A 12,706-nucleotide genomic window follows, 5' to 3' on the forward strand; every position below is an offset into this window, starting at 1 on the left:
CTACATCCTAGGGGCTGGGCGGACGGCGGGCGCGTCGGCGCCGGGAACGGGCGGCTCGGACCAGCGCCGGCGGGGCGCCTCCCACGCCGCGAACCGGGCGAGCAGCTCGTCGGCGTCCTGGGCGACCACGGCTGCGTCCCGGTACTCGGGGCGCACGAGACCGGCCGCGGACATCGAGGCCACCGCGTCCAGCAGGGGCCTCCAGTAGCCGGCCACGTCCAGGAAACCGACCGGCTTGGCGTGCACCCCCACCTGCAGCCAGGTCCACGCCTCGAAGATCTCCTCGAGGGTGCCCAGGCCGCCCGGCAGGGCCACGAACCCGTCGGCGAGGGCGGCCATCTCCGCCTTGCGCTCGTGCATCGTCCGGACGATGCGCAGCTCGGTCAGCCCCGTGTGGGCCGTCTCGTCGTCGACGAGCGACTGCGGCATGACCCCGACCACCTCGCCCCCGGCGGCCAGGGCGGCGTCGGCGACGACGCCCATCAGCCCCACGTGGCCGCCGCCGTAGACGACGCCCACGCCGCGGCGGGCGAGGGTGGTGGCGAAGGCCCGGGCGGCCTCGGGGAACAGGGGGTCGGAGCCGAGGGATGCCCCGGTGTACACGGCGAGTCTCATGCGGACATTGTCGCTGTCGCTGTCGCTGTCGCTGTCGCAGTCCCTCGTCCCCGCCCCTCGTCCCCGCCCCTCGTCCTCGTCCCGCATGTCTCTCCCTCGTCCTTCGCCACGTCGCGGCGTCGATAGCATGAGGCGCGCCCCGCGCCCGCCCTGCCGACCCGTGCCGAAGGACCTCCCGTGAGCTCATCGCCGCCCGACGACCCCGTGCGCTCCCGCCTGCGCCTCTCCGGCGGCAAGGACCGGGTGGTGCTGGTGGCGGCGCTGGGGATCCTCAGCGCGGTGAGCCCGATGGCCACGGACATGTACCTGGCCTCGATGCCTGCCATGGCCGGGCACTTCGGGGCGTCGGCCTCCGCGGTGCAGCTGACGCTGACCACGTGCATGGTCGGCATGGCCGTGGGGCAGTTCCTGCTCGGGCCCGTGTCCGACGTGCTGGGCCGGCACCGGCTCATGGTGGCCGGCAACGCGCTGTTCCTGCTCAGCTCCGTCGCCGTGGTCCTGGCCCCGACCATCGGGACGGTGCTGGTCCTGCGGGCGGTGCAGGGACTCGCCGGGGCGGCCGGCGTCGTGATCGCCCGCGCGGTGGTCTCGGACATCGCCTCCGGCCGCGGGGCCGCGAAGCTGTTCTCGGTCCTCGCGACCATCACCTCCCTCGCCCCGGTGGTGGCCCCGCTCCTGGGCGGGGTGATCGCCACGGTGGCCCCGTGGCAGACCGTGTTCTGGGTGCTCGCGGCGTTCGGGCTGCTGATGCTGGCGTGCTCCGTGCTCGTGGTCCCCGAGACCCTGCCCCCGCACCGGCGCCACCGCGGCGGGGTCGGCGCCGTCGTCACCGGGTCCTGGCGGGTGCTGCGCACCCCGTCCTTCATGGCCTACGCCCTCGCCTTCGGACTCGCGTTCGGCGGCCTGTTCTCCTACATCTCCGCCTCCTCCTTCGTGCTGCAGAACGTGCTCGGCTACTCGGCGCTCGGCTACTCCGTGGTGTTCGCCGTCAACGCGGGCGGCTCCATCCTGGGCGCGGTCGTCAACACCCGCCTCGTCGACCGGGTCGAGCCCGGCACGATCCTCCGCACCGCGATCGTGGTCATGGCCGCCGTCAACGTGGTGGGCCTGGGCCTGGTGCTGGCCGGGATCACCGGGTGGACCACCCTGGCGCACCTCTTCGTGAGCCAGACCTGCATCGGCTTCGTCATGGGCAATGCCGTGGCCCTCGCCCAGGGCCGGGTCCCGGGCCGGGCCGGGGCCGGGTCGGCGGTGCTCGGACTGGTCCAGTTCCTCCTGGGCGGGCTCGTGAGCCCGCTGACCGGCCTGGCCGGTCAGCACACCGCCGTCCCGATGGCCGTGTCCATGGCGGTGTGCTCGCTGCTCGCCGCGGGAGCCGTGCTGCTCGCGCGCCGCCTCTCGCGGCGGGCGCCGGAGGGCCCCGCCGCCCCGTCCGGCCCGTAACCGGGCGGAAACGGGCAGGAGCCACACTGTGGCCGATCCATCGGTCCCTGACCGGGGGAGCAGCGGACCTGTGATTAGATGCCTTCTGCCGAGACCGAGGTCACAGTCCCGTTCCGGCCCGATTCCTGATCCACCCGACACCCACGGGAGAACACATGCTCCAAACCATCGAGACTGCCCTCGGCGAGCTGGGCGGCATCATCTGGGGGCCCTACGTCCTCATCCCCCTGCTGCTGCTCACCGGTCTGTACCTGACCGTCCGGCTGGGCGGGCTGCAGTTCCACAAGCTGGGCTCCGCGCTGCGACTGGCCCTGTTCGACCGCAAGGACGCGGACGCCCGCGGCGGCGACGTCTCCCAGTTCCAGGCGCTGACCACGGCGCTCGCGGCCACCGTGGGCACCGGCAACATCGTGGGCGTGGCCACCGCGATCTCGATCGGCGGGCCCGGCGCCCTGTTCTGGATGTGGGTCACCGGCCTGCTCGGCATGGCCTCCAAGTACTCCGAGGCGTTCCTGGCCGTGCGGTTCCGCACCACGGATGCCAAGGGTGAGATCTCCGGCGGCCCGCAGTACTACCTGGAGCGCGGCATCCGCAACGGGTTCGGCAAGTTCCTGGCGATCTTCTTCGCCGTCGCCGCCGCGCTGGCCGCGTTCGGCATCGGCAACATGACCCAGGGCAACTCCATCGCCTCCAACCTGGAGAGCTCGTTCAGCGTCCCCACCTGGATCACCGGTGTGGTGCTCGCCGTGCTGACGCTCGCCGTGCTCGTGGGCGGGATCAAGTCCATCGGGAAGGTCACGGCGGGCTTCGTCCCCGTCATGATCCTCTTCTACGTCCTGGGCGCCCTGTTCATCCTCGTCGTCAACGTCGCGGCCATCCCGCAGGCGGTCGTCCTGATCTTCACCGACGCCTTCTCCGGCACGGCGGCCGTCGGCGGGTTCGCCGGATCGGCGATCATGCTGGCCGTGCAGATGGGCGTGGCCCGCGGCATCTTCTCCAACGAGTCCGGCATGGGATCGGCCGCGATCGCAGCGGCCGCGGCCCAGACCACCCACCCGGTCCGCCAGGGGCTGGTCTCCATGACCCAGACCTTCATCGACACCATCATCGTGGTGACCTGCACGGGACTCGTGCTCATCACCACCGGGGTCTGGGAGCAGGGGGCGGACTTCGCCGCGACCATGACCGGCGACGCCTTCAGCCAGGGCCTGCCCGGGCAGTGGGGCCACTACGTGGTCACCATCGGGCTCGTGATGTTCGCCTACTCGACGATCCTCGGGTGGGCCTACTACGGCGAGCGGTGCATGGAGCGGCTCTTCGGCCGGCCGGCCGTGATGCCCTACCGGGTCGTGTTCTCCCTGGTGGTGTTCGTGGGCTGCACCGTGCCGCTGGCGGTGGTGTGGAACTTCGCCGACGTGATGAACGGCCTCATGGCCCTGCCCAACCTCCTCGGGCTGCTGCTCCTCTCCGGGCTGGTCGTCCGCGAGACCAGGCACTACCTGGACCACGACCCCAAGCTGCGGGCGGACCGCCGCCAGGTCGACGCGTTCATGGAGGGCCATCCCGGAGCGATCGACTCGTACGAGCGCACCGGCGTCTGACGGCTGTCGGCGCACGAGGGCCCGGCCTCCTGACGGGGACCGGGCCCTCGGTCTAGCCTGAGGGGCATGAGCGAACTCCCCGAGCCCCGCCTGTTCTCCTGCGCGGACGCCACCGGCGCCGTCCACGACCAGGGCGCGCACGTGATCGACTGGATCCCCACGGGCCACGCCCCGGTGCTGTGGCTGTCCCCGAGCACCGCGCTCGAGACGGGCAAGCCCGTGCGCGGGGGTGTCCCGATCTGCTTCCCCTGGTTCGCGGACGGGGCGGAGGGCGGGCGCGAGCCCAAGCACGGCTTCGCCCGCACGCTCCCGTGGCACGTCGAGTCGCGCGAGTCCTCGGACCACGAGGCGATGATCGTCTACCGGCTCTCGGACGCGGACGTCACCGAGCCCGCGCACCAGGAGCAGTTCCCGTACCAGTTCGAGGCCTACTGCGTGGTGCGCTTCGGCACCGAGCTGTCCCTCGAGCTGAGCGTCACCAACACCGGTGAGCGCCCGTTCGACTTCGAGGAGGCCCTGCACGCCTATCTGGTGGTGGGGGACGTGCGGAAGATCCGGGTCGAGGGGCTGGACGGCGCGTCCTACCGCGACAAGGTCCTGGACCGGGAGGACTGCGTCCAGGAGGGGGACCTCCGGTTCGACGGCGAGACCGACCGGGTGTACCGCTCGACCGGCGACGTCGCCGTGGTGGACCCCGTGCTGGGGCGGGTGCTGCGGATCCGGAAGAAGAACTCCGGCACCACCGTGGTGTGGAACCCCGGGGCGGAGACGGCGGCGGCGATGCCCGACGTGGGGCCGGACGGATGGACGGACTTCGTGTGCGTGGAGGGCGCCAACACCCACGCCGACGCCGTGCACCTCGAGCCCGAGGAGACCCACAGCATGGGCTACCGCCTGTCGGTGGAGACCACGGCGGAGGACCCGGGCCGCCCACCCGCCTGATCCTCGGGACCGTCCGGCGCTCGGCACAGCGCTGTCGGAGGGCCGGTCCGCGCCCGTGTCCCGCGGCAGCACCGACCGGGAGGCCGCACGCCCAGCGCCACCCGCACCGTGCGTGCGCTCGGTCGGGCGGTCAGAAGGGGGGAGGGTCTGCGTCCTCGGGCACGGAGCTGCCCCGCTCCCCGACGTCCGGGACCGGTCCGCCCGATGTGGCACCGCCCGACGTGGCACCGACCGATGTGGCACCGGCCGAGGGGTCCGGCACGGTCCGGTAGGTCCGTCCGGCCGGTGAGGTCCACTCGAGCACTCCGCCGACGGGCGCCGGCCCCGGCTGCCGCACCGACCAGCGGCCGAGGGCACCGCGGCGGTGCTTGACGAGGTGGTGGTGGCGGCACAGGTGGGCCAGGTTGTCCGCAGCCGTCCGGCCGCCGTCCTGCCACGCCACCGTGTGGTCGAGGTCGCAGCGCTCGGCCCGCCGCCGGCACCCCGGAAAACGACAGGTCCCGTCGCGCAGCCGCAGCCGGCGGCGCAGATCAGCGGGCACCGCGTAGGTGGTGCGGTCGTGGTCGAGGACGGCTCCGGTGACGGGATGGGTCAGCACGCGATGCCACGAGGAGGCACCGGCGGCCAGCTCCCGGGCGACGTCCGCGCTGATCGGGCCGTGACCCTCGAGCACCGGGGCGTCCGCGGGCACGCCGGTGGCCGGGCCGCCGGGGCGGCACCCCAGCAGCGTGAGCACGGGGACCGTCACGCAGACCCGGCCGCGCACACCGCGCGGGAACCCGGGGTCGTCGGGGAGCTCCCCCTCCAGCAGGAGATCGGTGAGGACGTCCGCCCGCAGCTGCGCCTCCGTCCGGGCAGTCCTGGCACCCGGCGCGAACCCGTCCGGGCCGCACTCCTCCGGGCCGCACTGCGCCGGACCGCACTGCACCGGACCGCACCCGTCCGGCTCTCGCCCCGTCCCCGCGCGGGCGGTCTCCTCCACGGGCCCGAGTAGCGACGCGAGGGTGTCGAGCCGGTCCTGGACCGCGAGCGCCGTGGGCGCGTCCAGCAGGGCGTGCAGCCATGCCATGCCGTCCTCACCGTGCTCGACCCACACGCGGCGTCCGGCCCGGGCCGCCCGGTGCCTCGCCTCCTGCGTCTCGGCCAGCAGCGCCGCGCGCCGGCGCCGGGCCCACGCGCGCAGCTGCGCCACCGTGCAGTGCGGAGCCCGCTCCACCAGTTCGGCGGCGAGCCGCTGCACGACGACGGACGGTGCCTCCTGGCCCGCTGGGACGTCCTCCACCAGCTCGCGCCACTGGTCGGCGATCACCGAGGCGTGCCGGGCGCTGAAGAGGCCCGCCTCCAGCGCCTCGAGGACCTCGGGCAGGTGCAGTCCGAGCACGAGGGCCTCGCGGACGCGCCCGAGGGCCGTGCCCGCGGGCAGGCGCAGCGCCGGGCCGATCTCGTCGGCGAGATCACGCACCATCTGGTCCTCGGTCTCGAGGAGGGAGCAGACGAGCTCATCGGCCTCGTAGGGCATCAGCCCCGCCGAGGAGACCCAGTCGATCTCGCGGTCCTCCCAGGCCAGCAGCCACAGCCGGACGATGCAGCGCAGCTGGCGCCCCGCCTCCCGCGCCTGTGCGGCCGCCGAGTCCACGAGCTCCCCGACGACCGCCCGCACCTCGGCCTGGACGCCGGCGTCCAGCACCCGCTCCCCGGCGGGAGCGGCTCGGTGCGGACCCGGAGCAGGACGGGCCCGGCGGTGCGCCGTCGTCGTCATGGACCCATTCTCCCGGGCACCTCGGACGTCCTAGGACTTCGGAATAGGACTCCGGAAAGGCCACCGGGAATGCAGAACGGGTGCCGCCCGTCCGTGCGGACGGGCGGCACCCGTGGGGTCCTGCAGGGCCGTGCCTACTTGGAGACGACCAGGGCCGCGGCGATCGCGGCCAGGAAGGCGTCCTTCGAGAGGCCCGTGCCGGCCTCGGACGGGCGGACGCCGTCCTCCTGGGTCATCTCGGGGTTGCGGAAGTACATCGCGAGCAGCCCGGCGGAGAACGCGCCGAGGGCCAGACCCGCGAGGCGCTTGTTGACGAACGGGGTCAGCAGGGCGGCGCCGATGCCGATCTCCGAGTACGCCACGAACTTGCCGAAGGTGTCGGCGTCCCACTCCTCGAACTGGGGGACGCCGGTGGCGGCGAACTGCTGGAGACCCGCGGCGGCCTCCGTGGGGAGGTCCTTCTTGCCGTAGCCGGACTGCAGCAGGTAGGCGCCGGAGACGCCGCGCAGGATCGCGTTGGAGAGGCTCATGGTCGGTCCTTTCAGGAGGGCGAACAGGGTCATTGAGTCGTCAACGACCCTATCAGGGGAGGGAGCGCGCCCTCCGTGCAGGAGGGGCCGGGAGCGAACACCGGCCCCGGGGGCGGCCCCCGCCGCCTAGGCTGGCCACCCGCTCGCAGGACGCCCTCCGCGTCCCGCCACCCGACGGAAGGACAGACATGGACATCGAGACCATGAAGAAGGTTCTGCTCGTTCTCACCAGCCACGACTCCCTCGGCGACACCGGGGAGCCCACCGGCTACTTCGTGGGGGAGGCCGCCCACCCGTGGAAGGTGTTCCGGGACGCCGGCTACTTCGTCGACTTCGCCTCGATCGCCGGCGGGCAGCCCCCGCAGGACGGCAAGGACGAGGAGGACGAGGTGCAGCGGCAGTACCTCGAGGACGAGACCGTGCGGGCCTCCCTCTACAACACCCCGCGGATCAGCGTGGTCGACCCGGCCCAGTACGACGCGGTCTACCTCGTCGGCGGGCACGGCACCATGTGGGACTTCGCGGGCAACGCGGACCTGCAGGCGCTGGTGGCCGACGTGCACGACGCCGGGGGAGTCGTCGGCGCCGTCTGCCACGGACCCGCCGGGCTCGTGGACGTCGAGCTCGCCAACGGTCTGCGCATCGTCGAGGGACGCCGGGTGGCCGCGTTCACCAACGCCGAGGAGGACGAGGTCGGCAAGTCGGACGTCGTCCCGTTCCTGCTCGAGGACAAGCTCGTCGAGCAGGGCGCGGACGTGCGGACCGCGCCGAACTGGACCGAGAACGTCGTCGTGGACGACCGCCTCGTCACCGGGCAGAACCCGCAGTCCGCGGCCGGCGTGGCCAAGGAGATGACCAAGCTCCTGACCGAGGTGGTGCGCGAGCAGAAGGCCGCCCAGGAGGCGGACTCCGCCGCGCTGCGCCAGGCGCACGACGCCGAGAAGTCCGAGGACGCCGAGGGCTGAGCCTCCGTCCGGTGCGAGGGGCGGCACGGCAGGCGGCGCCCGTGCCACCCCTCGCGGGCCCCGGCGTTTCCGGACAGACTGGGAGCGTCGGGCCGTCCGGCCCGGCCCAGCGGACACACGGCAGGAGAACCACATGGCTGACCTCAAGGACAAGGTCGCGCTCGTCACCGGCGCCGCCTCCGGCATCGGCGAGGCCTGCGCGAAGGACCTCGCGGCGCAGGGCGCCAAGGTCGTCGTCACGGACATCGACACCCGGCGGATCGACGACGTCGTCCAGGCGATCATGGCCGCCGGCGGCGACGCCGCCGGCTTCCGGCAGGACGTGGCGAAGCCCGAGGACTGCGAGGCCGCGGTCGAGTTCGCCCAGCAGACCTACGGCGCCCTGCACCTGGCGGTGAACAACGCCGGGGTCGCCGGCGCGGCGGACGCTGTGGGGGAGTCGGACCTCGACGCGTGGGTGCGCACCGTGCAGATCGACCTGCACTCCGTCATGTTCGGCATGCGCTACCAGCTGCCCGCCATCGAGCAGGCCGGCGGCGGGGCGATCGTCAACATGGCCTCCGTGCACGGCACCGTGGCCGTGGCCGCGGGCAACAGCGCCTACACCGCCGCCAAGCACGGCGTGGTCGGGCTCACCAAGCAGGCCGGCGTGGAGTACGGCCGGCGCGGGGTGCGGATCAACGCCGTCGGCCCCGGCTACATCGACACCCCGCTGCTCAGGACCGCGCCGGCGTCCGTCCTCGAGGGGCTCACCGCCAAGCACCCGCTCGGCCGGCTGGGCCGCGCCGAGGAGGTCGCCGCCCTGACCACGTTCCTCCTCTCGGAGAAGGCCTCCTTCATGACGGGCGGGTACTACCTGGTCGACGGCGGCTACACCGCGCTGTAGTCCCCGCACCGCGGACCCACCGCACCGGCGCCGGATGCGTGCACGCGTCACCGCGTCCCGCACCGGCGCGGTGGGCCCGGCGCCGTCAGGGCGCGGCCGTGCCCTCCGCCACATCCGGGTGGTGGCGTGCCGCCGGTGCTGTAGGGTGAGGCGTATTGCATATGGCACTGCTCCCCGTTCCCGGGTGAGCAGGCAGGCGTCGAGCACCCCGTTCTTCTTCCAGCGTGGCACCGTTCCAGACGGTCTCAGCCCGCTCGCAGGGGCTCCAGGAGTCATTCGGCGCAACCCGGCGCGCTACCCCCTTGCCGGGACATCCGATCGAAAGACGTATCCCAGTTTTGGCTACTTTCACCGACCTTGGCGTGCCCGAGGCCCTTTCCGCCGTCCTCGCCCAGCAGGGCATCGAGCAGGCGTTCCCCATCCAGGAGAAGACCCTCCCCGACTCGCTGGCCGGCCGCGACGTGCTCGGCCGCGGCAAGACCGGCTCGGGCAAGACCGTGGCGTTCGCGCTGCCGCTCGTGTCCCGGCTCGCCGGACTGACCGGCAACGGCGCCCGCGCCGCCCGGCGGGCCAACCGGCCCACCGGCCTGGTCCTGGCCCCCACCCGCGAGCTGGCCACCCAGATCGACCGCGCGATCGCCCCGCTGGCCGAGGCCGCCGGGCAGACGACCACCGTCATCTTCGGCGGAGTCTCCCAGCGCAACCAGGAGAAGGCGCTCGCCAAGGGCGCCGACATCGTCATCGCCTGCCCCGGCCGGCTCGAGGACCTGCTGAAGCAGAACGTCCTCACGCTCGACGACGTCCGCGTGACGGTCATCGACGAGGCCGACCACATGGCCGACATGGGCTTCCTGCCCGTGGTGACCCGCATCCTCAAGCGCACCCCCCAGGGCGGCCAGCGGCTGCTGTTCTCCGCGACGCTCGACGGCGGCGTGGACAAGCTCGTCAAGCAGTTCCTGTCCAACCCGGTCAAGCACTCCGTGGACGCCCCGCAGGCCTCCGTGTCCACCATGGACCACCACGTGCTCGTCGTGGACGCGGACGAGAAGCAGGAGCTCATCGAGGCCCTGGCCTCCGGCACCGGCCGCCGCGTGATGTTCACGCGCACCAAGCACCGCGCCAAGAAGATGGCCCGCAAGCTCAGCCAGATGGGCATCCCCGCCGTGGACCTGCACGGCAACCTGTCCCAGAACGCCCGCGACCGCAACCTGGCCCAGTTCTCCGCCGGTGACGTGCGCGTGCTCGTCGCCACCGACGTCGCCGCCCGCGGCGTGCACGTGGACGAGGTCGAGCTGGTCGTGCACATCGACCCGCCCACCGAGCACAAGTCCTACCTGCACCGCTCCGGGCGCACCGCCCGCGCCGGCGCCTCCGGCTCCGTGGTCACGGTGGCCACCAAGGAGGAGCGCCGCGAGGTCACGCAGCTCATGAAGGCCGCGGGCGTCACCGCGAACTTCGACACCGTGACCGTCGGCTCCCCGGCCGTCACGGCGCTCGTGGGCGAGCTCGCCGACAAGGTCGCCTACGTGGCGCCGCCCGTCCAGGCGCAGGGCCGCCCGGCGAGCGGTCAGCGCTCCGGCGCCGGCCGTTCCGGTGGCCGTGCCGGCTCCGGCGGCAACCGCGGCCGCGGCGGACAGAACCGTTCCGAGCAGCCGCGCAGCGCCTCCCGCGACCAGCGCGGCGAGACCGGCAGCCGCGGAGGCTCCCGCCCCGGCAACGGCTCGGCCTCCCGCTCGGCGGCACCGGCCCGCTCGGCCGCGCCCAGCCGTTCCGCGGCGCCTGCGTACTCGACCGAGTCCGCGCCGGACCGCTCCACCCAGGCCGCGGCCCGTCGCCGCACCCGGAGCCCGCGCCGCGCGTCCTCCCCCCAGGGCACCGCGACCCGCTGAGCCTAGGCACCTCGCACGAGGGCCCGTTCCCTGCCGCCCCGCATAGCGCGGACGGCAGGGAACGGGCCCTCGTCGTCGTGGTGGACCTCGTCAGACGGCCGGACCCAGCCCGCGCAGGAACTCCAGGGTGACGTCCGTGTGGGCGTCCACGAGCACCAGGCCGGGAGCGGGCTCCACGGGCAGCTCCCCGGGCACCACCACCACGGGCATCCCGGCGGCCGCCGCGCTCGCCGCCCCCGTCTGCGAGTCCTCGACCGCCACGCACCGTGCCGGGTCCACGCCCAGCCGCCGCGCCGCGAGCAGGTAGGGCTCCGGGTGCGGCTTGGCGTGCTCCACGTCCTCCTGCGAGACGACCACCCGCAGCACCTCGGGCGCCCCGGACGCGGTGCCCTCCGCGACCACGGTCAGGGCGTTCGTCACCACGGCGCCGGGGATGCCGGCCCGCTCGAGCTCGGCCAGCAGGTCGCGCATGCCGGGCAGGAACGGGACCTCGCCCGTGAGCGAGGCCGCGACCTCCCGCCCGAGCTCGGCCGTGATGGCCTCGACGGTCCCCTCGGCGCCGCGCTCGACCATCAGCCGCGCCGACGCGGGCACCGTCCGGCCCAGCGTGGCGAGGTCGTCCTCGGTGCTCCAGCCGACGCCGTACCGGCCGGCCACCGCCCGCTTGGCCACGGCCCACTGCGGTTCGGAGTTCACGAGGGTGCCGTCGTGGTCGAACAGGACGGCGGCGGGGAAGTCGGGGGCGCTCACGGCCGGGTCTCCTGCACGGGGTGGAAGGGCGACGACGGGGACTGCGGGTCCAGCGAGCGCAGCAGCTCCAGGGTCAGCTCCCGGTGGGATCCCAGGTGCAGCAGCCCGGGGCCGCGCTCGACCTCCAGCTCGCCGGGGACGACCACCGTGGGGATGCCCGCCGCGACGCCCGCGGCGGCCCCGGCGGGGGAGTCCTCGACCACGACGCACCGGTGGGGGTCGACCCCGAGGCGGCGCGCCGCCGTGAGGTAGGCGTCCGGGTCCGGCTTGGGGCGGACCCCCTGCGCGTACTCGTCCGTGCCGATGACGACCTGGAACAGGTCCTCCGGGGCGGTGGCCGCGGTGTGGTGGCCCATCGCCGAGCTCGCGTTGGTGACGATCGCCGCGGGGATCCCCGCGGCCGAGAGCTCCTCGAGGAGCTCCGCGATCCCGTCGATGAAGGTCAATTCGGTGTCCTCCAGGACGCGGACGCTGTGCTCGAAGACCGCCCGGAACAGCTCGTCCGGACCGAGCGGCACGCCGACCCGCTGCAGCCGGTCGATCGTCGCGGCGACCGGCCGGCCCAGGGTCGCGAGCGAGTCCTCGGGGGTCCAGAGCCGTCCGTGCTCGGCGGCGAGGTTCTGCTTGGCGCGGTCCCAGAGCGGCTCGGTGTCGACGAGGGTCCCGTCGTGGTCGAAGAGGACGGCGTGCGGGAATCCGGGGGAGGGCATGCGCTCCAGCCTACCGGGGCGCCCGCGGGCGGGTCTCCGGCGGGAGGCCCGTCGATAGACTGGCGGGCGTGGAAACAGCCCTCGACCGCGTGCCGCACCGTCCCGCCGTCCTGCAGCGCGCCGTGCCCGTCCTCGGGGTCCCCGCGGCCCTGCTGCTCGGGGTGTGGGTGGCCGTGGGCCGCGGCCTGGCCGGAGCCGCCGGTGACCTGGTGCTGCTCTACACGCTGACGCTGGCCCTGCCGCTGACCGCGCTGCTCGTGGTGGCCGGGGTGCTGCTGCGCAGGGACGCCCGCGCCCACGTCCCGGCCGGGGCGTCCCTGCGGTCCTCGCTGACGGTGCTCGCCGCATGGGCCGTGCTCCTCGGCTTCGGCGCCGTCCTCCCGGACCGCGTGGACGGCGCCGGCGCGTCCGTGCTGACCCGGGCCACCGCCCCCGTCCACCTGGGCCTGTCCGCAGGGTTCGCCAACACCCTCGGCATCCTCTCGTTCGTCCTGGCGACCGCCGCCGTGGTGCTCGCCGCGACCGACCTGCGCCGGACCCGCCGGGTCCAGCGCGGGGAGCCGCTCAACGAGGACGAGATCCTGGACCGGCAGGGGCTGTGACCCGCCCGGCCCGC

The 12,706-nt window shown here is 73.8% G+C and carries 12 protein-coding genes; 7 read left to right on the forward strand and 5 right to left on the reverse strand.

Annotation, left to right across the window (positions count from 1 at the left end):
• Positions 1–615: an LOG family protein gene (locus EQG70_RS04625; RefSeq protein WP_052133009.1), complete on the reverse strand. Its 615-nt coding sequence runs from the start codon at positions 613–615 to the stop codon at positions 1–3.
• Positions 616–792: 177 nt separating this feature from the next.
• On the opposite strand from EQG70_RS04625, the gene EQG70_RS04630 reads away from it, so the two are divergent.
• The 3 genes from EQG70_RS04630 to EQG70_RS04640 all read left to right on the forward strand — a co-directional run bounded on the left by EQG70_RS04630 (position 793) and on the right by EQG70_RS04640 (position 4,601).
• Positions 793–2,058, forward strand: a complete 1,266-nt coding sequence (locus EQG70_RS04630; RefSeq protein ID WP_244296659.1) for a multidrug effflux MFS transporter — start codon at positions 793–795, stop codon at positions 2,056–2,058.
• 155 nt (positions 2,059–2,213) lie between these two features.
• Positions 2,214–3,659: an alanine/glycine:cation symporter family protein gene (locus EQG70_RS04635; RefSeq protein ID WP_017832598.1), complete on the forward strand. Its 1,446-nt coding sequence runs from the start codon at positions 2,214–2,216 to the stop codon at positions 3,657–3,659.
• Positions 3,660–3,725: 66 nt separating this feature from the next.
• The gene (locus EQG70_RS04640) at positions 3,726–4,601 is read left to right on the forward strand and encodes a D-hexose-6-phosphate mutarotase (RefSeq protein ID WP_035928282.1); all 876 of its coding nucleotides are present in this window, start codon (positions 3,726–3,728) and stop codon (positions 4,599–4,601) included.
• Between the two features lie 130 nt (positions 4,602–4,731).
• On the opposite strand, the gene EQG70_RS04645 is transcribed toward EQG70_RS04640, so the two are convergent.
• Positions 4,732–6,360 (reverse strand): HNH endonuclease signature motif containing protein, encoded by a 1,629-nt coding sequence (locus EQG70_RS04645; protein ID WP_138976450.1) that lies wholly within the window; start codon positions 6,358–6,360, stop codon positions 4,732–4,734.
• Positions 6,361–6,494: 134 nt separating this feature from the next.
• Positions 6,495–6,890 carry a hypothetical protein gene (locus EQG70_RS04650; RefSeq protein ID WP_017832595.1) on the reverse strand — a complete coding sequence of 132 codons (396 nt, stop codon included), beginning with the start codon at positions 6,888–6,890 and terminating at the stop codon, positions 6,495–6,497.
• Between the two features lie 188 nt (positions 6,891–7,078).
• Here EQG70_RS04650 and EQG70_RS04655 point away from each other — a divergent pair, with 188 nt between their 5' ends.
• From EQG70_RS04655 to EQG70_RS04665, 3 genes are all read left to right on the forward strand, one after another.
• On the forward strand, positions 7,079–7,855 hold the full coding sequence (locus EQG70_RS04655; RefSeq protein WP_095650378.1) for a type 1 glutamine amidotransferase domain-containing protein: 777 nt from the start codon (positions 7,079–7,081) through the stop codon (positions 7,853–7,855).
• Positions 7,856–7,988: 133 nt separating this feature from the next.
• Positions 7,989–8,741: an SDR family NAD(P)-dependent oxidoreductase gene (locus EQG70_RS04660; protein WP_017832593.1), complete on the forward strand. Its 753-nt coding sequence runs from the start codon at positions 7,989–7,991 to the stop codon at positions 8,739–8,741.
• Between the two features lie 362 nt (positions 8,742–9,103).
• Positions 9,104–10,630, forward strand: coding sequence for a DEAD/DEAH box helicase (locus EQG70_RS04665; RefSeq protein ID WP_052133012.1), 1,527 nt, complete (start codon positions 9,104–9,106; stop codon positions 10,628–10,630).
• 90 nt (positions 10,631–10,720) lie between these two features.
• Here EQG70_RS04665 and EQG70_RS04670 read toward each other — a convergent pair whose 3' ends face one another.
• Both EQG70_RS04670 and EQG70_RS04675 read right to left on the reverse strand, forming a co-directional pair.
• Positions 10,721–11,380, reverse strand: a complete 660-nt coding sequence (locus EQG70_RS04670) for an HAD family hydrolase (protein ID WP_017832591.1) — start codon at positions 11,378–11,380, stop codon at positions 10,721–10,723.
• Positions 11,377–12,090 (reverse strand): HAD family hydrolase, encoded by a 714-nt coding sequence (locus EQG70_RS04675; RefSeq protein ID WP_095650380.1) that lies wholly within the window; start codon positions 12,088–12,090, stop codon positions 11,377–11,379. The genes EQG70_RS04670 and EQG70_RS04675 overlap by 4 nt, the downstream gene beginning before the upstream one ends.
• 68 nt (positions 12,091–12,158) lie before the next feature.
• Between EQG70_RS04675 and EQG70_RS04680 the strand changes: the two genes are divergently transcribed.
• The gene (locus EQG70_RS04680) at positions 12,159–12,692 is read left to right on the forward strand and encodes a hypothetical protein (RefSeq protein ID WP_138976451.1); all 534 of its coding nucleotides are present in this window, start codon (positions 12,159–12,161) and stop codon (positions 12,690–12,692) included.
• Positions 12,693–12,706 lie beyond the last annotated feature (14 nt).

It is taken from the genome of Kocuria rosea (assembly GCF_006094695.1).
Lineage (GTDB): Bacteria > Actinomycetota > Actinomycetes > Actinomycetales > Micrococcaceae > Kocuria > Kocuria rosea.